This window comes from Ensifer sp. LBL (genome assembly GCF_050435225.1).
GTDB lineage: Bacteria > Pseudomonadota > Alphaproteobacteria > Rhizobiales > Rhizobiaceae > Ensifer.
In genome coordinates this window covers 130,734-150,978 of record NZ_JBNDJY010000003.1, presented here as the reverse complement: position 1 = coordinate 150,978, position 20,245 = coordinate 130,734, and the positions used below count along the sequence as shown (strand labels likewise).

Here is a 20,245-nt window from a genome sequence, read left to right as displayed (position 1 = left end):
AATCGGCGCGCAAATAACAGGGCCAGCGACGCCGCGACGACCCATCCCGGCCGGGCGGCCCGCCCGCCGTTTCACCGAGGTTTAACCTGATTGCGCCAAGGTGCGGGTCTCCCAAGGCCGGCCCTGTCCGAACGGCAGGACGGCCCGGGGCCATGATCCACGATGCCGAACCGCGTCCCAGTCATTCGTTTTAAAGCCGCCATGCACCCGAACACCGCCACGGCAGATACCTCCACCGCGCGCCAGCGCGTGCCGGAGGCGTTCGATGCCGGGCTGGCGGAACTCGTCAACGGCCTTGCCGCGCTGCTTTCGGGCCTTGGCCTGTTCCTCATCGTCTTCACCCTGATCCCGTTTCAGGGCACGGTGACGACGGATCCGAACGCGGCGAACGAAGGCAACATCATCAACCAGGTCGGCTACCTGGTGCTCGGTGCCGTCTATCTCTTCGCCATGCTCCTCACCGTCGATCGGCGGGTGCTCGCCCGCCTCGTCTCTCCGGCCTGGATCGCGATCTTCGCCATCGCCTATTTCTCCTGCCTGCAGTCCTATGATCCGGCGGCTTCGGCCCGCGGCCTGACGCTCAGCCTCGTCGCCATGATCATGGTGGCGGGCGTGCTGGTGCTGCCGAAGAGCGAGCGCGATTTCGTCAATGCCGGCGCCAATGCGATCCTGCTTCTGATCCTGATCGACTATGCCGCTCTCTTCGTGGCACCCGACCGCGCCATCCATTCGGCCTTCGGCGACGAGCCCTGGCACGCCGGTTTCTGGCGCGGCCACCTGCTGCACAAGAACGTGTCGGCGCCGGTCTTCTCCATCCTCTGCATGTTCGGCATTTATTGCTTGCGCGCCGGCGCGCCGCTTCGCGGCTGGGCGATCACGCTGCTTGCCGCCAATTTCGTGCTGCACACGGGGTCGAAGACGACGATCGGTTTCCTGCCGATCGCGATCGGCCTCGTCCTTGCCGGTCGTGCGGTGCGCAGCCCGGGGCTGATGATCCTCGCACACCTCGCCATGTCGGTGCTGGTATTCGGCCTGACGCTCGGCACCATCTATTCCGACACGCTGCTTTCAATCACCAAGCTGCTGCTCGACGATGCGACCTTCACCGGCCGCGACGACATCTGGAAATTTGCGAGCGCCAGCATCGCCGAGCGCCCCTGGCTCGGCCAGGGCTATGCGAGCTTCTGGCTCTCGCCGGTGATCATGGGTCTGGAGGCGAATTTCGAGGCGAGCTGGGACGTGCGCGGCATCGTTACCGGCCACAACAGCTATCTCGACGCGGTGCTGATGTTCGGCCTGCCCGGCGGCATCCTCATGACCGCCCTGCTCTTTATCAAACCGCTCTTCGACTATGCGCGGGCCTATCGCCGGCCGCAGGGCCGCATCTTTGCCGATTTCTGCGTCATGGTGGTGATCTTCATGACCTACAACGCCATGCTCGAAAGCTTCTTTTTGAACCGCGCCGATCCGATGTGGCTGCTGACGGCGCTCGCCGTCTTCGGCCTTGGGCTCGCCGGCCGCATGAGCATGCGCGCCGAACTGGGAGCCTCCCATCGCTGAACGCTTGCCAAGACATAAAGATATCTTTATATCTTGTTGCAACCTATTCCGAGCGGGACGAGGAAAAGTGTGTGCGGTTTTCCGCCCGCGTTCCGCTTGGACTTATTCGAACCGATCACGTTCCAGCCGGGAAAAACCGATGACCGCAGCATCCAATGCCCTCTCCGCTCTGCTTGCCGAAAAAGGCGTGCTTCTCGCCGATGGTGCCACCGGCACGTCGCTCTTTGCCATGGGCCTCGAGGCCGGCGAAGCGCCGGAACTCTGGAACGAGACGAAGCCGGAGAACATCACCAAGCTGCACCAGGATTTCGTCGACGCCGGCGCCGACATTATCCTCACCAACACCTTCGGCGGCACCCGCCATCGCCTGAAACTGCACCAGGCCGACGACCGCGTGCATGCGCTGAACAAGCGCGCCGCCGAGATCGCCCGTGCCGTTGCCGACAAGGCATCGCGCAAGGTCATCACCGCCGGCTCCGTCGGCCCGACCGGCGAACTGCTGATCCCGCTGGGTGCGCTCTCCTATGACGATGCGGTTTCAGCCTTTGTCGAGCAGATCGAGGGCCTGAAGGCCGGCGGCGCCGAAGTCGCCTGGATCGAGACCATGTCGTCGCCCGACGAAATCCGTGCGGCCGCCGAAGCGGCCGCCAAGGTCGGCCTTCCCTACGTCTATACCGGCTCTTTCGACACCGCCGGCAAGACGATGATGGGCCTGCATCCGAAGGACATCCATGGCGTTGCGACCGACTTCGGTGACGGCCCGGTCGCCGTCGGCGCCAATTGCGGCGTCGGTGCTTCCGACATTCTTTCCTCGCTGCTCGACATGACCGAGGCCGCCCCCGGCGCGACCGTGATCGTCAAGGGCAATTGCGGCATCCCGGAATTCCGCGGCTCCGAGATCCACTATTCCGGCACGCCGCCGCTGATGGCCGAATATGTGCGCCTTGCGGCCGATGCCGGCGCCAAGATCATCGGCGGCTGCTGCGGCACCACCTGCGGCCACCTTGCCGCCATGCGCGTGGCGCTCGATGAACATGTGCGCCGCGAGCGCCCGACGCTGGACCTGATCATCGAAAAGATCGGCCCGTTGCGCAACAAGACCGCCAACGAAACGGCGGCCGCGCCTGCCCGCGAGCGCCGCAGCCGCCGCGCCTGATCAAGCCAGGCAAGACAGATTGACAAGCAAACGCCCCGGCATCGAAAGATCCGGGGCGTTTTCGTTCATGCGTCGATGTGGCGGCTGTCCCTAAAGGGCGGCGTTGTCGAAGGCTTTGGCGTCCGTTGCCCGCGCGGCCACGGGCCTGCCTTTCGCCGCCTCGATGAAGGCGCGGTAGAAATCGAAGGCGCGCCCCATCTGGCGAGAGCCTTCCTTGGAAAAGTGCCCAAAATCCTCGAAGAGCGCGACGCCCTTGTCCTCGATCTTGCAGCTGTCGTCGTCGCAGAGGTAGTCCATGAAGCTAACGACGGGATACTCGTCGGCGATATCCGCCACCACGTTCAGGACATCGCGGTCATATTCGCGAACGGTCTTCAGTGCCGGCTCGCATTGCTGGTCCGACAGGCCGAGCAGACGGGCTCTTGCGACGCAGAGCCCGGTATCGCGGCCGTCATGCGGCGTCGGCGCGACGAAGACGGGTTCGAAGCCGTTCGAACGCAGCCAGGCGAACGTTGCCCGCAGGCCGTCGATGAGAAGCTTTGTCTCGGTCGTCACTTCGTTGCGGCCGTCGACCAGCACCTTGTCTTCCTTCAGGTACTGGCTGAGCTGCGAGGACAGCACGACGTAGCGGATCGACCGGTTCGCAAGCAGAAAGCGGCGGACCTCTTCGTTGTAGTGGGCGCAATCGTCGGACCAGTCGCGGCCGAGCCGCGGCATGATCGGCGACAGGTTCAAAAACGGCCCGCAATTGTTCTTGGCAAGCTGCACCAGCCGCACGTCCGGCTTCGACGCGATGATGCCGTCGACGAGGTGTCGGGCGAAGGAATCGCCCCAGACCGCGACCTCGGGTTTCGGGTTAGAGGCGCAGCGCAGGTCGGCGACAGCATCGCATTTCTTGCCGAGCCCGACGCTCGGTTCCGAAAGCTGCGCAAGTTCGCGGTTCCGGGCGGCGAGACCGTCCGAACCGTCGAGCGTGAAGCCGAAGGCGATCGCGACCGATCCGGCGGCAAACGTCGCACCGAAAACCGTGCGACGGCTGAAACGGCCCGGCTTGCGGAAAGGCTGCTCGACGAGACGCCAGCTGAGATAGGCAAGCACGAAGCAGAGCGCGACCAGCAATGCATAGCCTTCGGCCGGAATGTCCTCGATCGACCGCAAACGCGCGAAGGCAAAGACCGGCTGGTGCCAGAGATAGAGGCTGTAGCTGATGAGCCCGATTGCGACCAGCGGCTTCAGCGACAGCAATCGACCGACGACGGTATCACTGCGGCCGAAGGCCAGAACCAGCGCCGCGCCCAGCACCACCGGCACGGTCGTCCAGCCGGGATAGAAGGCGGATTCCACCACGAAGACGTAGCTCGCGACGATCGCCAGCAGGCCGAGGCCCGAGAGAAGCTCACGGCTGCCTTTCGAAAGATTGAGCTTTTCGACGCCGACGAGCGCAAGCAGCGCGCCGACGCCAAGTTCCCAGAAGCGGCTTGGCAGCAGGTAGAAATTCGCGGCCGGGTCCAGGTTCGCAAAGATCTGCGTTGCCGCAAAACTCAGCAGCACGAGCGCCGCAACCACCTTCAGCAGCGTTGCCTGCGAGTAGCGGTGAAGGAGCAAGAGAAGCAGCGGGAAGACCAGATAGAACTGCTCCTCAACCGCAAGCGACCAGGTGTGCAGCAGCGGCAGCAGCGCCGTGCTCGGCGCAAAATAGCCGGTCTGGTCCCAGAAGAAGAAGTTCGAGGCGAACAGGTTTACCGCGTAGAGGCTCTTGCCGAAGCTGTTGAGCTCTCCCGGCAGCATCCACATCAGCGCGAAGGGGATCGAGACGGCGCAGACCAGCAGCAGCGCCGGCGCCAGGCGGCGGGCGCGGCGCTCGTAGAAACGGGCGATGCTGAAGTTTCCGTCGCCGATTTCGCGCTGGATGATGGCGGTGATGAGATAGCCGCTGATGACGAAGAAGACATCGACGCCGGCAAAGCCGCCAGAGACAAGGCCGAAGCCGGCATGGAACAGCAGGACCGGGACGACGGCAAGCGCGCGCAGTCCATCGATTTCGGGTCTGTATCGCATCAGCAGAGGAAACACTCGGGTGGCGGGGGCCGCTCGTTAACACAATCTTGACAATGGAACCATTGTCGCGCGGTCCGTATCCACATGCGTGCGTTCTAAAACTCCGGGGCATGTGCCCCGGAGCGGGACCTGCGGTAACAGGCAGGCCGAAGATGGCGACACTGGGGCTATCGGCGAATATGCCGGCGCCAGGCTTCGAGCCCGATCTCGATATCCTTGCGACCGAAACCGACGCGGAAGCGATCGGTCGCGACCGGCAGCAGGTCGGAAACGAAGAGGCTCGACGGCAACAGCAAGACGCCCGCCTCCTCCACCAGCCCCCGGCAATGGTTCTCGACGCCGTCGGCGCCCAGATACCGGGCAAAGCCGACGCAGCCGCCGTCCGGCGCACGCCATTCATAGAGGTCGGGGAACTCGGCAAAGAAGGCGCCGAGCTTTTCGAGATTGGCGGCGACCAGCGCCCGGTTGCGATCAAGGATAACGGCACGCCCCTTGAGCGCGATCGTCGCCAGCACTTCCGACGGCCGCGAATTGCAGATCGACAGATAGTGCTTCATCTTCTCCATGCGTTCGAGCAGGGCACGGTCGCGGCAGGCGATCCAGCCGATCCGGAGACCCGGAAGCCCGTAGGCCTTCGACATGACGTTGAGCGAGATTCCGCGCTCGAAAAGTTCCGCCGCCTGCGGCAGGCGCAACGAGGCGTCGCGCTCCAGACCGCGATAGACCTCGTCGCTGAAGAGATGGATGCCGCGCTCGGTGCAGAGCGTTGCGAGCGCCGCAAAGGTCTCCTGGTCGGCAATCGCGCCGGTCGGGTTGTTGGGGAAATTCACACAGATCAGCTTCGTGTTTGGCTTCAGCGCAGCGCGCACGTCGGCGATATCGAGCCGCCAGTTGTTTTCCGGGCGAAGCGGCACGCCAGTGACCGCGCCGGTGATCGTCACCGGCAGGGTCTCCATCGACTGGTAGTTCGGCACCGTCACGATCGCGTGGTCGTCCGGCCCGAGCAGCGCCAGCATGGCGCAGTAGAGCCCCTCTTCCGCGCCGGCAAAGCAGAGGATATCGGCAGACGTCAGCCCCTCATAGGTCGCAGCGATCGCTGCTCTCAGCGCCGGCGCGCCATAGGTCTCGGTATAGCCGAGCGTGATGTTGTCCCAGGCGGCGCGGTCGTCATCGTCGGCGAGCGCCAGAAGATCGCGCATGCTGGTCGTCTGGCTGTCGCTCGCGGTCATATGGTGGCGGGCGCTGAACTCCCAGCGGGAGAAATGGGTTTCGAGCCGGAAATCGGGCAAGGTCGTCATCGATAGTTCCTCCTCGCGCGGCTGAGGCGCACGCGAACGGTTATGGGTCAGGCAAGTCCGGAGAGCTGCAAACCGCTCTCCATGCGGAAACAGTGCGGCTTGCAATCAGGGCGCCTCGCCGCGGGCCGCAGCGAGATAATTGTAGATCGACGCGCGCGAGGCGCCGATGAGGCTGGCAAGGTGATCGACCGCATTGCGCGTCTGAAACAGCCCGCGTTCGTCGAGCGCTGCCACCAGCGCCACGCGATCGCCGCGCTTGAGTGCCGAGAGCGCCAGCCCCCGCTCCTTCAGCCAGCCATGCAGCGTCGCGTTGATCTCCTCGCGCCAGTCGCGCGAAAACAGTGCCTGCGGCCTGGGCTGCTCGGCGCCGGCGAAAGCCGAGAGCAGCTTCACCGCCTGATCGATCATCGACATGTCGAGATTGATGCAGAGCAGACCGATCGCCTCTCCCGCGCCGTTGCGCAAAACGGCCGAGATCGACTTGAAGCGCCGGCCATCCCCGCCGGTCTTCTCGTAGGGACCAAGCACCGCGTCGGTGCTGCCGAGGGCTGAAAACTCCTCTTCGATCAGCGAGTCCTCGCCGACCGCCCGGCCGGAAAAGCAGTTCCAGATCCCCGCGATCGTACCGGTCTTCAGGTCGTGCAGCACCACTTCCCCATGCGGGTAAAGAAGCGCGCTGATTGCAGCCGCGGTCGGCGCGTGCGTGGCAAGGATGGAGGCGAAGGCGGGTGCAATGGTCATGGGCCGCATATGCCCACACTTGGATCATTTGTCAATATTGGACTATATGTTCAATACCTGCATATTCCCCGCCGCTTGCGCCCCCGTGGCCGCTGGCCTATCCCCGATGGAAGAGAGATTCGCTGTGCCCTCGCCACCCAGGACGAGATCATGCAGCGGTTCAAAGTGCCACACCGCGCCTTTGCGTCCCGCAGAACGCACCGCGCGGCCGCAGACGGGAGACAGTGACATGAACGCCGGCCCAGCCTCCTTTCCCGACCGGGACACCGTCGCCGAAAAATTCGGGACTTTCAGCGAAGCCGACCAGTCCTTCCTGCGTTTGCTGATGGAAAATCCCGAGCAGGACGAGCGTCTGATGGACGGCCTCTACCGCCACCTCGACATTTCCTCGGAGGCGAAGTTCCTGAATTCGCTGAAACTCGAAAAGCTCGGCCAGTGGCTCGGCAGCCATGCACCGGCACGCCTGCAGATACGCCTGATGGAAGCCGGCCGCTCCAGCCAGCATGCAGCCTACCAGGCGTTCAAGGCGGGCCTGTCGAAGGCCGGTGGGCTGGATCGCGCCTTTCCGAAGGCCTGAGGCAACAGCGGATCGAGGCGCGCACTCCTCACTGTCCTGCCGGACATCTCTCCCCGCAGGCGGGGAGAGAGCCGCTGGGCGCCCCTTGGGTGCCAGATCGCAGGTGTTAATTCATCTTCGCTGCGATCGACCCTCGCGCCTGAGGCATGCCCCTCACTGTCCTGCCGGACATCTCTCCCCGCAAGCGGCGAGAGAGCCGCTGGGCGCACGCTCCACGGACAGACCTCAACGTCAGGAGCAATCTGAGCCTTCACGTGGGCGAAACGGTCGCCGCTTGTCCCTTCTCCCCGTCATGACGGGGAGAAGGTGCCGGCAGGCGGATGAGGGGCACGCCCTCGCCGCGGGGGCTTCCTCAGCTCATTTCCCGGAACCGCTGAGCCCCTTGGCCAGCCGCACCAGATTGACGAACTCGGCGCGATAGCCGAACGGATCGGCGCCCTTGGCGGCTGCGGCCAGATCGATGACTGAGTCAAAGGAATAGTCGGCGAGCGCCGTCACCCCTGCAAGCTTCTGCCCGAAGGCGGCCACGGCCACCGAGAAGCGGACATCATTGGACGCCTCGGCGAGCGACGGCACCGCATTCGTCTCGGTTACCGGCGTGGTGATCAGCTCGCTCTTGTCGCCATCCGGCTTCTTGTAGCGGATCTTCAGAAAGGCGAGCTCGCCGCTGTTTCCTGTCGCTTCAGCCGCCGACTTTTCCGCCTCTGCATAGCGCAGGTCGTCGTTCAGCACCGCCGGGCTGCCCTTCGGCGTCACCTCGTAGATCGCCGTCACGCTGTGACCGGAACCGATGTCGCCGGCGTCCACCTTGTCGTTGTTGAAGTCCTCGCGCTTCAAGGCGCGTGTCTCGTAGCCGATCAGCCGGTATTCGGCGATCGCCGCTGGATTGAACTCCACCTGCAGCTTGACGTCCCTGGCGATCGGGAAGAGCGAGGACCCCGCCTCCTCCACCAACGTCTTCTGCGCTTCGGCCAGCGTGTCGATATAGGCGGCCGTGCCGTTACCGTTCTGGGCGATCGTCTGCATCAGCGCGTCGTTGTAGTTGCCACGGCCGAAGCCAAGCACCGAGAGGAAGATGCCGCTCTTGCGCTTGTCCTCGATCAGCCGTTTCAGGTCCTCGTCGCTCGACGGGCCGACATTGAAGTCGCCATCCGTCGCCAGCATGATGCGGTTGACCCCGCCCTTGACGAAGGCTTTTTCGGCAAGCCCGTAGGCCGCGTCGATCCCTTCCGCGCCGGCGGTCGAGCCGCCCGGCTGCAAGGTATCGATGGCTGCAAGGATCTTCGCCTTGTCCTTGACTGCCGTCGGCTCAAGCACCGTCCCGGCGTTGCCCGCGTAAGTGACGATCGAGACCGTATCCTCGGGCTTCAGTTTCTCGACCAGCAGCCGGAATGCGCCTTTCAGGAGCGGCAGCTTGTCGGGCTCGTCCATCGAGCCGGACACGTCGATCAGGAAGACGAGGTTCGCCTTCGGCGCTTCCGCCGGCACGACGTCGTAACCCTTGATCGCCAAATGCATCAGCCGCGTGCCACCATTCCAGGGCGTCGGCGTCAAAGTCACAGTCGCCTTGAAGGGCTCGGCAGCGCTCGCAGGCCGCGGCCAGTCATAGGGGAAGTAGTTGACCATCTCCTCGACGCGCACGGCATCGCGCTCCGGCATCTGCCCTTCCATCAGCGAGCGGCGCACGAAGGCGTAGGATGCGGTGTCGACGTCGACCGAGAAGGTCGAGATCGGGTCAGTCGCGACGCTTTTCACCGGATTGCTGTCGGCCTTGCCGAAGCGCTCGCGGTTTTCCTGGGGTGCGGCGATCAGCTCCTCCTGAACCACGGGGGCCGGCAGGTATGTCATCTGCGGCTGCGCACCGCCGACGGCCGAGAGCGGAGCGACGCTGTCGCGTGCAACACTGTTGGCCATCGCATCGGCCTGCGCAGCAGGGGCCGCAGCCTCGCTTTCGGCCTCTACGGTCGCGGGCGCCTCCACGGTTTTCGCTTCCTGCTGGCGCGCACGTTCTTCGGCAGCCGCCTTCTTGGCCGCCATCTGCGGCTCCGGCTTCTGGCGCTCCGTTTCCTTCTTCGCCTCGTCCTTCAGCGCGATTTCCTGCGCGCGTTCGCCGAAGGGCGCACCGTCGCGTGTCAGTTCCAGCGTCAGGAAGGCGGCGGCGGGCACGACGAGAAGGGTTGCCAGCGCCGATCCTGCAAGCAGTTTCCGGTTCATTATAGGGCTCCATATCCGGTTGAAGATGGAGCTTTGACGAACCGGCCGAACCGATCCTTGGGTGGCATTCGAATTTTCTTCGGCTTCGTCGAAGGCCTGCATGGCCAAGGCAAGCGCACGGGCGCGCGCTTCCGGCGAAGCCTTCGGCGGATTGATCCGGCCAAGCTTTTCGAAATCGTCGCTCATCGTCACACTGCCTCCTTGCCGAGCAATGTCTTCAGGCGCTTGCGCGCCTCGTGCACATGCCAGGAAATCGTTGCCTCCGAACAGCCGAGCACGTCGGCCGCTGCCGCATGGCTCAAGCCTTCGGCATAAACGAGCAGCACCGCATCGCACTGCTTCTCCGGCAGCTCCCGGACCGCGTTCCAGAGCGCCTCGCGCTGTTCCTCGTCGGGATCCTCAAGGCGTGCTGCCGTCGCCTGCTCGCTGGCATAGGCCTGCATGCGGCTGTTATCGCGCACCTGCCGCCGCCGATGGTCGCGCGCGGCGTTCAGCGTCAGCGTATAAAGCCAGGTGCGAAACCGGCTGGTACCGCGAAAGCCGCGAATGGCCGCCCCCAGTCGCAGGCAGACATCCTGGGCGATGTCCTCCGCGTCCGAGACATTGCCCGACCAGCGCCAGGCGACCGCATGGACAAAATCATAGTGTCGCTCGACCAGCTGGCCGAAAGCCTGCCGGTCTCCACCTACCGCCTTTTCGACGAGTTCAGCGTCCAAATCCGTGCCCGCCCTCACCTCATTTGAACCTTAGACGTTGGAGGTCGATCATTCCTTGGGCCAAAAACAAAAAAATCTTCGAGCGAGCGAAAAATCCCGCTCCGCCATTCGCTTGAACGGCGATCAGCGTGGAAATTTTCCGACGACGGCGATGATCGGGCCCATGGGAAACAGCCGATCGTGGCGGTTGATATCAGGCGCATAGACGCTCGAAATCGTGCCGTCGAGGAAGAGCGCATTGGGGCAATCCAATGTATCGCGAAACAGCGTCGCGAAATCGTGGAAGCGCACCGGCCGCTTCGAGACGACGAAAACCACCTCGCCTTCGCTCGTCACGCCGACGCCGTTGCGGGTCTTGTAACTGGTGCTGTCGGGCAGGAAGCGCGGATGGAGCTTCCCGTCGATGACCAGCATCGGCCCTGACTGCGTGGCAAACCGCGGCGTCAGCTTGGCATCGCGATAGGCATCCGCCGCCATCACCCCCGCCCTGCCGTCACCGACATAAAACACCCCGTTCGGCAGCAGGTGGAAATTGCCCCACCCGGAATTGGTGTTCAGCGGCGCCTGCTCGCGCCCCTCTTCGATATGCAGGCCGACCGGCGACAGATCGTCGTGATACATGCCGCCGTTCATGGCGAAGCTCATATATTCTTCGCGATGGCGCAGTTCGAGCGACAGCGCCCGGAACGAGCGGAAGGGCACGCCGGCCTGATCCTTGTTGTAGAGGCGGATATCGCTCGTTGCCGGGTCGAAGCTGCAGGCGAAATAGTCCTGACCAAGATGGCTGACATCGCGGCAGGCACCGAGCGCAGGCCCGGCAAGACCGGCCGACAGAACGGCACCGACGAGAAAGGGTTTTGGAAAAAGCGGCATGGCGAAAGGTCCAATCGAATCAGCCGCCAAGCATGCCTGAGATTGCGGCTTATTCTGGCGCGGGCACAGGCGAAATCATACGCTTGGCGACTAGCCGCCGACGATCGCCGCCATGGTGGTGACGAGACCGGCGATGCCGGCGAGACTTGCAAGGCCGAAGATCGCGCAAAGGCAGGCAAAGCCCCCGACGCCTGCAAGCAGATAGGATTTGGGATCGCGGTTCAGCACATCCTGCGACAGCGACAAAAGCAGCCGCTTCTCTCTGAGCGTCGTTGCCACCTTCACCGCATGGCGCCTGGCTTCCTTCTGGACTTCGCCGTAATTGTTGCCGATAGCAAGGAAGGTGAGGAACAGGCCGAGCGCGCTGACGGTAAGCGCAAATTTCCTGAGGATGTCGATGGCATCGGGCAGAAGATCGCCGGTAAGAACCGATCGGTCCACCAGCGCATCGAAGCCGGCAATGCAGGCGGTGATGACGGCCGCATGGCCGGCGCCGATCGCCAGAAGGCGCTTGAAAGCGTCCTCCAGAACCTGGCTGTTGGCAGCGTGAATACTGTCAAGCCGAGATATCTGCGCTTGCACGTCCTCGCGCGACAGGTGCGGAGGATAGTTGCTCACGGATACGACTGGGCTACCTCTCATACGATGGACTCCAACGCCACGCCGTCCAGATCGTTATAAATTCGATAATATTACCTTTCCACGACACCTCCAATTTTAGTCATTTTGGAGATTTGCACCATCTTTGCGCGCCAGAGTGGAGACCGGCGCTCACACTTCAAGCGCAGACATATGGAAGCGCAACTGCTCGGGCGGGTAGCGATACCGGCTGCCGACGGGACAGACCGCCCGGGAGATGCAGCCGCTTGTGAGGCAACCGGCCCTGCCCGCATCCGTGCGCAGATGGCTGCGACAGAGCCCGACATCGAAGCGTTCATCGGCGACCGCGCCCACCGGACAGGCTGAGATGCAGGGCTTTCCTAAGCAGTTGTCGCAGGGATGCTCTGTCGCGCGCTCGCCTGTTTCTGCAAGAGGCATACGGAAGGCGAGCGCGCCGCGATAGCCGTGCCAAAGGCCGTATCGCGTATGGATGAGGATGCCCAATGGCGACGGCTTCAGACCCTCGGCCCGCATCGCCCATTGCTGGAACGGCTGCCACGGCGGGTCGGATGGGAAATAGGCGGTCGCACCGCAGGCTGCGGCGATCGGCTGGATCACCGCCTTCGACCACGTGTCCAGAGGATCGGCACCGCCGCGATCGGAGAGACCATCCCGCCAGGCACTGAAGGGCTGCCACAGCGAGCCGCCGATATTGCCGATCAGCACCACGCTTGCCGCCGGACGGCCATCGGAAAGCAGCGGCGCAGCCTCACCGGAGGCGAAGTTCACGGTTCCGCGCAAAAAAAGACCGTGCGGCGCGAGCGCCGCACGGATCGTTTCGAGTGTCTTGTCCGCATTTGCGGAAGGCGCCGTCATTTCGGTTTCGGCCCCTGATGTTCATAATGCGGGCGCCAGACCTCCTTCTGGATCATGTCAGCCACCTGCGCCGCGCCGCCTTGCTCCCTGGCTCGCTCGGGACCCTTTCAGGTGAAAGCGTCGGGCATCGAGTTCTTGCGGCTCTCGATGAAGGCCTTGAGCTTTTCGTCGATCTCCGGATCGAGGTAAGGCGCCTCGTAATGTTCCAGCCAGCTGCGGGCCAGCGCATTGGCGCGCTGCTCGATGCGCTTTTCGCCTTCCACTTCCCACTGCTCGAAGGAGTTGTTGTCGGCGAGCGGCGAACGGTAGAAGGCCGTCTGGAAATTGGCCTGGGTATGGGCGCAGCCGAGATAGTGGCTGCCCGGGCCGACTTCGCGGATCGCGTCCAGCGCCTGGGCGTTTTCCGAAAGGTCCACGCCTTCAGCCATCTTCTGCATCATGCCGAGCTGGTCCTGGTCGATCATGAACTTCTCGTAGGAGGAAATCAGACCGCCTTCGAGCCAGCCTGCCGCATGCAGCACGAAATTGGTGCCGGCAAGAAGCGTCATGTTGAGCGTGTTGGCCGATTCGTGCGCCGCCTGCGCGTCCGGAACCTTGGAGCCGCAGAGCGAACCGCCGGTACGGAAGGGAAGCTTGAGGCGACGGGCGAGCTGGGCCGCCCCATAGGAGACCAGCGACGGCTCCGGCGTGCCGAAGGTCGGCGCGCCCGACTGCATCGAGATCGAGGCGGCAAAGGTGCCGAACAGAACCGGCGCGCCCTTGCGGATGAGCTGGGTGAAGGAGGCACCAGCGAGAACTTCAGCGAGAATCTGCGTCAAGGTGCCTGCGACCGTCACCGGGCTCATGGCGCCGGAGAGGATGAAGGGCGAGAGAACGCAGGCCTGGTTATGGCGGGCATAGACCTTCAGCGCACCAACCATGGTCTCGTCGAAGACCATCGGCGAGTTGGCGTTGATCAGGTTGAGCGTGACGCAGTTGTTTTCGACGAAGTCGTCACCGAAGACGATCTTCGCCATGGCGATCGTGTCTTCCGCGCGCTCCGGCGCGGTCACCGAACCCATGAAGGGTTTGTCGGAATACTTGATATGGCTGTAGACCATATCGAGGTGACGCTTGTTCACCGGAATGTCGACCGGCTCGCAGACCGTGCCGCCGGACGAATGCATCGACGGCGCCATATAGGCGAGCTTCACGAAATTGCGGAAGTCCTCGATCGTCGCATAGCGCCGCACACCTTCAAGGTCACGCACGAAGGGCGGGCCGTAGACCGGCGCGAAGATCGTCGCCTTGCCGCCGACCTTCGCGCTGCGCTCGGGATTGCGGGCATGCCAGGTGAATTCGGAAGGTGCCGTCTTCAGGAGTTCGCGGCAAAGACCTTTCGGAAAATGCACGCGCTGGCCGCGCACGTCGGCGCCGGCCTGCTTCCAGAGTTCGAGCGCCTCGGCGTCGTCACGGAATTCGATGCCGATTTCCTCAAGGATGGTGTCGGCATTGCGCTCGATCAGCTGCAGGCCTTCCTCGTCGAGGACCTCGTATTCGCGAATTTTGCGCTGGATATAGGGCAGTGACGGCCCCGGGCCGCCGCCGGTGCGCGATGCGCGCCGCGCCGCTGCTCCCCGTCCCTCGCCGCGTGCGCGGCGACCGCCGCCTTCAACCGCGCCCTGATCTGTCACGTCGCTCATTCGCTTTTCCTCTCCCGCGCATCACTTTTTGCGCCTTCAAGCATCAATTTGCCCTAATGCTACCAAGCATCAGGGGCCTTGCGGGTCTCAATGCGCCAAGGCGTGGCGCAACTCGAACACTGCCGAGCGGCGACAAGCGGGCGCAAAAACCGCGTGGCGCGAATATATTGTTTTTGTTAAGAATATACAGGCGGCAAAAGAAGCCGCACTCCCGTCGCTTTTTGTCATATGCGACGTCGCTTTCGAAAACAGATTTTTAGACATCGACCGCTATGGATTGATGGACGCGTCCGAAAATTTCGCGCGACCGTGCCAGGAACCGAGGAACCCCAATATGGCAGACGATGAAATCATTCTCGAGGACCTTTCCGACGAAGAACTCGTGCAGCAGATGCACGACGACCTCTATGACGGCCTGAAGGAGGAAATCGAGGACGGGACCAACATCCTGCTCAAGCGCGGCTGGACGCCCTATGACGTCCTGACGCAGGCGCTGGTCGAAGGCATGCGCATCGTCGGCATCGACTTCCGCGACGGCATCCTGTTCGTGCCGGAAGTGCTGCTGTCGGCCAACGCCATGAAGGCCGGCATGACCATCCTGCGCCCGCTGCTCGCCGAAACCGGCGCGCCGAAGCTCGGAAAGATGGTGATCGGCACCGTCAAGGGCGACATTCACGACATCGGCAAGAACCTCGTCGGCATGATGATGGAAGGTGCGGGCTTCGACGTGGTCGACCTCGGCATCAACAACCCGGTTGAAAACTATCTCGAAGCCATCGAGCGCGAGCAGCCGGACATTCTCGGCATGTCGGCGCTTCTGACCACCACCATGCCCTACATGAAGGTCGTCATCGACACGCTGAAGGAAAAGGGCCTGCGCGACGATTACGTCGTTCTCGTCGGCGGTGCGCCGCTCAACGAGGAATTCGGCAAGGCCGTCGGCGCCGACGCCTATTGCCGCGATGCGGCGATCGCCGTCGAAACCGCCAAGGACTTCATGAAGCGCAAGCACAACCGCCTGGCCGGCTGAGCTTCGGACGGCCCGAAATGACAAAGCCGGCCGCAGAGGTGACATCCGCGGCCGGCTTTTTAATGTCCGGCAGGCCCGCTGCCCGGGCGCAATGCACCCTATCCGCTCATCGTTTCGCCGAAACCGGGAACCGACATGCGCTGGGAAGCGGCGCTCTTCGAGGCAGCGTTAATTGACGGAGTGTGCGACCTTCTTGCCGGCCGCCTGTGTCGCGTTCACCGTGTTTGCGGTATCCTGCCCGATGCCGCGAATGGTGTTGCCGCAGGCAGTGAGCGTAGAGAGGGCGACGAGGACGGCGCCGACGATCGCAAGGGTCTTTACTGTCATGGTCAGGTTCCTTCCCGTTGAGAGCCAAGTGGAATCAAGATGGAAAAAATATCGCCGCCAATAGAACGTGCACAACCTAAAAAAGTTCACGTGATCGGTTGCGGCGCCATCGCCCGCGAAATCCTGGCGATCTGCGAGGCGAACGGGCTCGCCCATATCGACCTCAACTGTCTGCCCGCCATCTGGCACAACACCCCCGACAAGATCACGCCGGGCATTCGTGACGCCATCGCCAAGGCCCGGGCGCAAGGGTTTGAGCGCATATTCGTCGCCTATGCCGACTGCGGCACCGGTGGCCAGCTGGACCGGCTGCTGGAGGAAGAACAGGTCGAGCGTATCCCCGGCCCGCACTGTTATTCCTTCTTTGCCGGCAACGACGATTTCGCCCGCCGCTGGGACGACGACATCACCGCCTTCTTCCTCACCGACTTCCTCGCCCGCCAGTTCGAAGCCTTCGTCATCGAACCGCTCGGCCTCGACCGGAACCCGGAACTCCGGGACATGTATTTCGGCCATTACCGCAAGCTGGTCTATCTCTCGCAGCAGGAAGACGCGGGCTTGCAGGAGAAGGCCAAGAAGGCGGCCGAACGACTGGGCCTCGAATACGAATACCGCTTCACCGGCTATGGCGACCTGACGACGTCGCTGCTGAAGGCTTGAATTAGCGACATCATCAATTTGAAATCGCAGGCCCGAAACAGAGACTTTACACTGCCCTCCATATAGGGTACCCCCCTATATCATATTGGAGGCATCGACATGGGCAATCACGAGCACGACCATCATCACCACCACGCTCACCACGGGCATTCGCATGACGAGGCGCGCGTGCTCGCGGCCAGCCATGATCATGTCTTCCTTGGCGGCAATCACGAGCGCAACGAGCGGCGGACCTGGATCGTCATTGCCGTGACCGCGACGATGATGGTGGTCGAGATCGCGGCCGGACAGGTCTTCGGCTCGATGGCGCTGGTTGCCGACGGCTGGCACATGTCCACCCACGCGGCCGCGATGCTGATTGCAGCGCTTGCCTATCTCTATGCGCGCAAGCACGCGAACAATCGCCGCTTCACCTTCGGCACCGGGAAACTGGGTGATCTCGCGGGCTTCTCCAGCGCTATCGTGCTGGCGCTGATCGCGCTTCTGATCGGCTGGGAAAGCCTGCGCCGCCTCGGTTCTCCAGTCACGATCGATTTCCACGAGGCGATCCTCGTTGCCGTTGCCGGCCTCATCGTCAACCTCGTCTGCGCCTGGCTGCTGAAGGACGACCACGGCCATCACCACCACGATCACCATGGGCATCATCATGGGCATCATCATGGGCACCAGGGGCATCAAGGCGGCCAGGATCGCAACCTGCGCGCCGCCTATCTGCACGTTCTCGCCGACGCGCTGACCTCGGTCCTTGCGATCGTCGCTCTTGCTTTGGGCGCGATCTACGGCTGGCTATGGCTCGATCCCGCCATGGGCATCGTCGGCGCGCTCGTCATTGCCCGCTGGTCCTTCGGCCTCATCCGCGACACCGGCGCGACCCTGCTTGACTACATTCCTGAAGGCGAAGACCTGCCGGACGAGATCGGCGAGATCGTTGCCAGGGAAGATGCCGAAATCGTCGATCTGCACATCTGGCAACTCGGGCCCGGCCACCACGGCGCGATCGTCTCGATCGTCGCCGACAATCCGCAGGCGCCGTCCTATTATCGCGAGAAGCTTGCCGCCATCCACGATTTGTCGCATGTGACCGTCGAGGTGGAACCAAGGGCCGCATAGCGCCCGAAACCGGAGTATCCGATGACCCATACGATCCGCGAGAAGCAGAAACTCATCAACCGGGTCCGCCGCCTGCGCGGCCAGATGGAGGCGGTCGAGCGGATGCTGGAAGAGGAGAAGGGTTGCGCCGAGGTCATGCAGGTGATTGCCGGCATTCGCGGCGCGGTCAACGGGCTGATGGCGGAAGTGGTCGAAGACCATATCCACATGCATCTGGCCGCAGCCGACCTGTCGCAGAAGGACCGGGATGAAGCAGCAGCCGAACTGGTGGACGTGGTGCGCGCCTATATGAAATAGACGCACAGACTGGTCGAACCAACGCAATTTCAGGCAACAGGATTACCCATGAAACTCGGCTTCATCGGCACCGGCGCCCTCTCCTCGGCGATCGTCACCGGCCTCAAGACGCTTGAGGGCGACACTACCTCGGTCGTGCTGTCGCCCCGCAACGAAGAGATCGCCTCCGGCCTTGCCGCCCGATTTGCCGATGTGCGGATTGCCAATGACAACCAGGCGGTGCTCGATCAATGCGACACGGTCATGCTCGGCGTCCGGCCGCAGATCGCCCGTGATGTCCTGCCCGCCCTGCGCTTCCGCCCGGATCACCACGTCGTCAGCCTGATCGCGACCTTCTCCTGCGACGAGATCGCCGCCATGGTCGGCCCGGCAAAGCGGGTGACCAAAGCCTTGCCGATGCCGATGATCGCGATCCGTCAGGGGCCGACGATCATCTTCCCGCCGGATCCGGATATGGCAGCCTTCTTCGGCCGGCTCGGCACGGCGATCGAGGTTGCAAGCGAAAGCGAGTTCGATGCGCTGAGTGTGGCGACCGCCACCTATGCCAGCTACTTCAAATACCTGGAAACGATCCATAGCTGGCTAAAGGACAACGGCGTCGACGACGCGAAGGGCCGCGACTATGTGGCCAGCCTGTTTGGCGCACTCGGCCAAGCACCGGCAACGACGCCGGACGCAAGCTTCGCCCATCTGGCCGAGGACTACGCCACCCGCGGCGGTATCAACGAACAGGTGCTGCGGGAATTGACGGAGCACGGCACCTTCGAAAAGTTCAGGGAAAGTCTCGGGGCCATACACCGGCGGATCACCGCGGCGTCGTGACGATCCGAATCGCCTGAAAAATGCCCCTCATCCGGCCTGCCGGCCACCTTCTCCCCGCAAGCGGGGCGAAGGAGATTCGCAGGCCCGACGCCACCAACGATAAGCGCCACCATTTCCGGCCCGGCTGCGGTATGCTTGGCGAAACAAGGTCGGGGCACGTCCCCTCTCCCCGCCTGCGGGGAGAGGGTTAGGGTGAGGGGCAATCCTGTTTGCAAGTACTCCGGCGAACCTCGTCCACCGATGCTGAGCGAAGCGCAGCGGCTTACGTGAGCGCTCGCTCCTGCAACGAAAAATAAGCCCTTCCTAATCCCCATATCTGCGCTACCCTACGTTACATCCCGGTGCGCAACAGCTGCGTCTGGGACGGGAGGCGCCAGTGAAATTGCTAGACTACCTGCCCTACGCCATCGGCTGCGCCGCCGGGCTGCTGCTCTCGCTGGTCGTCGGCACGGTCTGCAGCCTTTCGGATGACGTGAAGATGGTCGAATCCGTGGCGCTCGTCGTGCTCGGCGGCGGTGTCGCCGAATGGTACTGGAACCAGTTAAGCCGGCGGTAACGGGCAAGCCTTCATAACTCGGCCCTGTTCATCCGCGGGGCCGCCATGACCGAAATCGCCAGCCAGAACCAAGCCGCAGGCAAGCGCCCGGGCCGCGTCGTCGTGGTGACGGCGGGCGGCGAAAACCCATGGATCATGATCAACGCGCTCGCAAGCCGCTTCGCCGAGGTGGCCGTCGTGGAGGAGCAACCGGAATCGAAGGGCCTGTTTTTGCGCCGCCGCGCCGGCAAGCTCGGCTGGCTGACGGCGCTGGGGCAGCTTGCGACCATGGTCGCCTCGCGATTCGGCAAGCGCTTCACCCGAAAACGCGCCGAAGAGATTCTCGCGACCTACGAGGTCTCGGGAAAACCCGACTCCTCAATCCCGATCAAGGCCGTCGCCTCGGTGAATGACGCCGACGCCATAACGCAGATCCGCGCGCTCGAACCCGACGTTGTCTTCCTCATCAGTTGCCGCATGCTGAAAGCAGCGACACTGGCGGCGATGCCCTGCCCGGTCCTCAATTTCCACGCCGGCATCAATCCCGCCTATCGCGGCCTGATGGGCGGCTACTGGGCGCGGGTCAACAACGACCTCGAAAACTTCGGGGCGACCGTGCATCTGGTCGATGCGGGCGTCGACACAGGCGACGTGCTCTACCAGTCGCGGCAAAACCCCGCCCCTGACGATACGATGCACACCTATCCGCTGCTGCAGACAGCCGCCTCGACGGAGATCGCGATTGCCGCGGTTGCCGATGCGCTCGATGGAAAACTGCGGACCGTCAATGTCGCAGGTCCGTCACGGCAATGGTATCACCCGCCGATCTGGACCTGGGTATGGAACGGCCTGACGCGTCGGATCTGGTAGGCGAAATCCCTTCGCTTGCATCAGCCGGCTGCAGCCTAAAAGCCTGATACTGCGGGCAATCCACGACCGCGGCTCCTGCCCACAACAAGCGGCTCAACTGCGACTTGCGCATCACCGCCAAGACGTCTGATATGGCATCTGCGCGAGCGTCGTTTTTGGACATATCCGACGTCGTGGCGAGATGAGCCCGGACGCCGGGACATGCGCATTGTCGCACTACAGCGCCGCGCGTCTGATGAGACG

The 20,245-nt window shown here is 63.3% G+C and carries 20 protein-coding genes; 10 read left to right on the top strand and 10 right to left on the bottom strand.

Features of this window, described 5'->3' with window-relative positions; all coding sequences use genetic code 11:
- Positions 1 to 201 precede the first annotated feature (201 nt).
- Both OKW20_RS12415 and bmt read left to right on the top strand, forming a co-directional pair.
- A complete protein-coding gene (locus tag OKW20_RS12415; protein ID WP_429172558.1) occupies positions 202 to 1,560 on the top strand; it encodes an O-antigen ligase family protein in 1,359 nt (452 codons plus the stop codon).
- A 139-nt stretch (positions 1,561 to 1,699) separates the two neighbouring features.
- Positions 1,700 to 2,716 (top strand): betaine--homocysteine S-methyltransferase, encoded by a 1,017-nt coding sequence (gene bmt, locus OKW20_RS12410; RefSeq protein ID WP_429172556.1) that lies wholly within the window; start codon positions 1,700 to 1,702, stop codon positions 2,714 to 2,716.
- 90 nt (positions 2,717 to 2,806) lie between these two features.
- Here the strand turns inward: bmt and OKW20_RS12405 are convergent, their stop codons facing one another.
- The 3 genes from OKW20_RS12405 to OKW20_RS12395 all read right to left on the bottom strand — a co-directional run bounded on the left by OKW20_RS12405 (position 2,807) and on the right by OKW20_RS12395 (position 6,813).
- Positions 2,807 to 4,774, bottom strand: a complete 1,968-nt coding sequence (locus OKW20_RS12405) for an acyltransferase family protein (RefSeq protein ID WP_429172554.1) — start codon at positions 4,772 to 4,774, stop codon at positions 2,807 to 2,809.
- A 167-nt stretch (positions 4,775 to 4,941) separates the two neighbouring features.
- Positions 4,942 to 6,072 carry an aminotransferase class I/II-fold pyridoxal phosphate-dependent enzyme gene (locus OKW20_RS12400; RefSeq protein ID WP_429172552.1) on the bottom strand — a complete coding sequence of 377 codons (1,131 nt, stop codon included), beginning with the start codon at positions 6,070 to 6,072 and terminating at the stop codon, positions 4,942 to 4,944.
- A 105-nt stretch (positions 6,073 to 6,177) separates the two neighbouring features.
- Entirely contained in the window at positions 6,178 to 6,813 is a 636-nt protein-coding gene (locus OKW20_RS12395; RefSeq protein ID WP_429172549.1) for a helix-turn-helix transcriptional regulator, read from the bottom strand.
- 229 nt (positions 6,814 to 7,042) lie between these two features.
- Between OKW20_RS12395 and OKW20_RS12390 the strand changes: the two genes are divergently transcribed.
- Positions 7,043 to 7,390, top strand: a complete 348-nt coding sequence (locus OKW20_RS12390) for a hypothetical protein (RefSeq protein ID WP_429172547.1) — start codon at positions 7,043 to 7,045, stop codon at positions 7,388 to 7,390.
- Positions 7,391 to 7,747: 357 nt separating this feature from the next.
- On the opposite strand, the gene OKW20_RS12385 is transcribed toward OKW20_RS12390, so the two are convergent.
- The 6 genes from OKW20_RS12385 to OKW20_RS12360 form a co-directional block, all read right to left on the bottom strand.
- Entirely contained in the window at positions 7,748 to 9,796 is a 2,049-nt protein-coding gene (locus OKW20_RS12385) for a vWA domain-containing protein (RefSeq protein ID WP_429172545.1), read from the bottom strand.
- Positions 9,793 to 10,320 carry an RNA polymerase sigma factor gene (locus tag OKW20_RS12380; RefSeq protein ID WP_429172542.1) on the bottom strand — a complete coding sequence of 176 codons (528 nt, stop codon included), beginning with the start codon at positions 10,318 to 10,320 and terminating at the stop codon, positions 9,793 to 9,795. The genes OKW20_RS12385 and OKW20_RS12380 overlap by 4 nt, the downstream gene beginning before the upstream one ends.
- A 123-nt stretch (positions 10,321 to 10,443) precedes the next feature.
- Positions 10,444 to 11,193 (bottom strand): phosphodiester glycosidase family protein, encoded by a 750-nt coding sequence (locus OKW20_RS12375; RefSeq protein WP_429172540.1) that lies wholly within the window; start codon positions 11,191 to 11,193, stop codon positions 10,444 to 10,446.
- Between the two features lie 90 nt (positions 11,194 to 11,283).
- On the bottom strand, positions 11,284 to 11,811 hold the full coding sequence (locus OKW20_RS12370; RefSeq protein WP_429172537.1) for a hypothetical protein: 528 nt from the start codon (positions 11,809 to 11,811) through the stop codon (positions 11,284 to 11,286).
- A gap of 153 nt (positions 11,812 to 11,964) precedes the next feature.
- A complete protein-coding gene (locus OKW20_RS12365) occupies positions 11,965 to 12,669 on the bottom strand; it encodes a ferredoxin (protein ID WP_429172535.1) in 705 nt (234 codons plus the stop codon).
- Between the two features lie 107 nt (positions 12,670 to 12,776).
- Complete coding sequence (locus OKW20_RS12360) at positions 12,777 to 14,351, bottom strand: trimethylamine methyltransferase family protein (protein WP_429172533.1); 1,575 nt, start codon at positions 14,349 to 14,351, stop codon at positions 12,777 to 12,779.
- A gap of 334 nt (positions 14,352 to 14,685) precedes the next feature.
- Between OKW20_RS12360 and OKW20_RS12355 the strand changes: the two genes are divergently transcribed.
- Positions 14,686 to 15,381, top strand: a complete 696-nt coding sequence (locus OKW20_RS12355) for a corrinoid protein (RefSeq protein ID WP_034788208.1) — start codon at positions 14,686 to 14,688, stop codon at positions 15,379 to 15,381.
- 168 nt (positions 15,382 to 15,549) lie between these two features.
- Here the strand turns inward: OKW20_RS12355 and OKW20_RS12350 are convergent, their stop codons facing one another.
- On the bottom strand, positions 15,550 to 15,708 hold the full coding sequence (locus OKW20_RS12350) for a hypothetical protein (protein WP_043619700.1): 159 nt from the start codon (positions 15,706 to 15,708) through the stop codon (positions 15,550 to 15,552).
- Positions 15,709 to 15,747: 39 nt separating this feature from the next.
- Here OKW20_RS12350 and OKW20_RS12345 point away from each other — a divergent pair, with 39 nt between their 5' ends.
- From OKW20_RS12345 to OKW20_RS12320, 6 genes are all read left to right on the top strand, one after another.
- Positions 15,748 to 16,368: a DUF1638 domain-containing protein gene (locus OKW20_RS12345; RefSeq protein ID WP_429172531.1), complete on the top strand. Its 621-nt coding sequence runs from the start codon at positions 15,748 to 15,750 to the stop codon at positions 16,366 to 16,368.
- Between the two features lie 99 nt (positions 16,369 to 16,467).
- On the top strand, positions 16,468 to 17,478 hold the full coding sequence (gene dmeF, locus OKW20_RS12340; protein ID WP_429172529.1) for a CDF family Co(II)/Ni(II) efflux transporter DmeF: 1,011 nt from the start codon (positions 16,468 to 16,470) through the stop codon (positions 17,476 to 17,478).
- Positions 17,479 to 17,499: 21 nt separating this feature from the next.
- The gene (locus OKW20_RS12335) at positions 17,500 to 17,775 is read left to right on the top strand and encodes a metal/formaldehyde-sensitive transcriptional repressor (RefSeq protein ID WP_043619696.1); all 276 of its coding nucleotides are present in this window, start codon (positions 17,500 to 17,502) and stop codon (positions 17,773 to 17,775) included.
- A gap of 48 nt (positions 17,776 to 17,823) precedes the next feature.
- Entirely contained in the window at positions 17,824 to 18,597 is a 774-nt protein-coding gene (locus OKW20_RS12330) for a pyrroline-5-carboxylate reductase (RefSeq protein WP_429172526.1), read from the top strand.
- Between the two features lie 376 nt (positions 18,598 to 18,973).
- Positions 18,974 to 19,153, top strand: a complete 180-nt coding sequence (locus OKW20_RS12325; protein WP_429172524.1) for a hypothetical protein — start codon at positions 18,974 to 18,976, stop codon at positions 19,151 to 19,153.
- Between the two features lie 45 nt (positions 19,154 to 19,198).
- Positions 19,199 to 20,002, top strand: a complete 804-nt coding sequence (locus OKW20_RS12320; RefSeq protein ID WP_429172523.1) for a formyl transferase — start codon at positions 19,199 to 19,201, stop codon at positions 20,000 to 20,002.
- The last annotated feature ends 243 nt before the right edge of the window (positions 20,003 to 20,245 follow it).

Coding starts and splice junctions, on each gene's coding strand:
- OKW20_RS12415 (WP_429172558.1), top strand. CDS start 202: ATGCACCCGAACACCGCCACGGCAGATACCTCCACCGCGCGCCAGCGC.
- bmt (WP_429172556.1), top strand. CDS start 1,700: ATGACCGCAGCATCCAATGCCCTCTCCGCTCTGCTTGCCGAAAAAGGC.
- OKW20_RS12405 (WP_429172554.1), bottom strand. CDS start 4,774: ATGCGATACAGACCCGAAATCGATGGACTGCGCGCGCTTGCCGTCGTC.
- OKW20_RS12400 (WP_429172552.1), bottom strand. CDS start 6,072: ATGACGACCTTGCCCGATTTCCGGCTCGAAACCCATTTCTCCCGCTGG.
- OKW20_RS12395 (WP_429172549.1), bottom strand. CDS start 6,813: ATGACCATTGCACCCGCCTTCGCCTCCATCCTTGCCACGCACGCGCCG.
- OKW20_RS12390 (WP_429172547.1), top strand. CDS start 7,043: ATGAACGCCGGCCCAGCCTCCTTTCCCGACCGGGACACCGTCGCCGAA.
- OKW20_RS12375 (WP_429172540.1), bottom strand. CDS start 11,193: ATGCCGCTTTTTCCAAAACCCTTTCTCGTCGGTGCCGTTCTGTCGGCC.
- OKW20_RS12365 (WP_429172535.1), bottom strand. CDS start 12,669: ATGACGGCGCCTTCCGCAAATGCGGACAAGACACTCGAAACGATCCGT.
- OKW20_RS12360 (WP_429172533.1), bottom strand. CDS start 14,351: ATGAGCGACGTGACAGATCAGGGCGCGGTTGAAGGCGGCGGTCGCCGC.
- OKW20_RS12355 (WP_034788208.1), top strand. CDS start 14,686: ATGGCAGACGATGAAATCATTCTCGAGGACCTTTCCGACGAAGAACTC.
- OKW20_RS12350 (WP_043619700.1), bottom strand. CDS start 15,708: ATGACAGTAAAGACCCTTGCGATCGTCGGCGCCGTCCTCGTCGCCCTC.
- OKW20_RS12345 (WP_429172531.1), top strand. CDS start 15,748: ATGGAAAAAATATCGCCGCCAATAGAACGTGCACAACCTAAAAAAGTT.
- dmeF (WP_429172529.1), top strand. CDS start 16,468: ATGGGCAATCACGAGCACGACCATCATCACCACCACGCTCACCACGGG.
- OKW20_RS12335 (WP_043619696.1), top strand. CDS start 17,500: ATGACCCATACGATCCGCGAGAAGCAGAAACTCATCAACCGGGTCCGC.
- OKW20_RS12330 (WP_429172526.1), top strand. CDS start 17,824: ATGAAACTCGGCTTCATCGGCACCGGCGCCCTCTCCTCGGCGATCGTC.
- OKW20_RS12320 (WP_429172523.1), top strand. CDS start 19,199: ATGACCGAAATCGCCAGCCAGAACCAAGCCGCAGGCAAGCGCCCGGGC.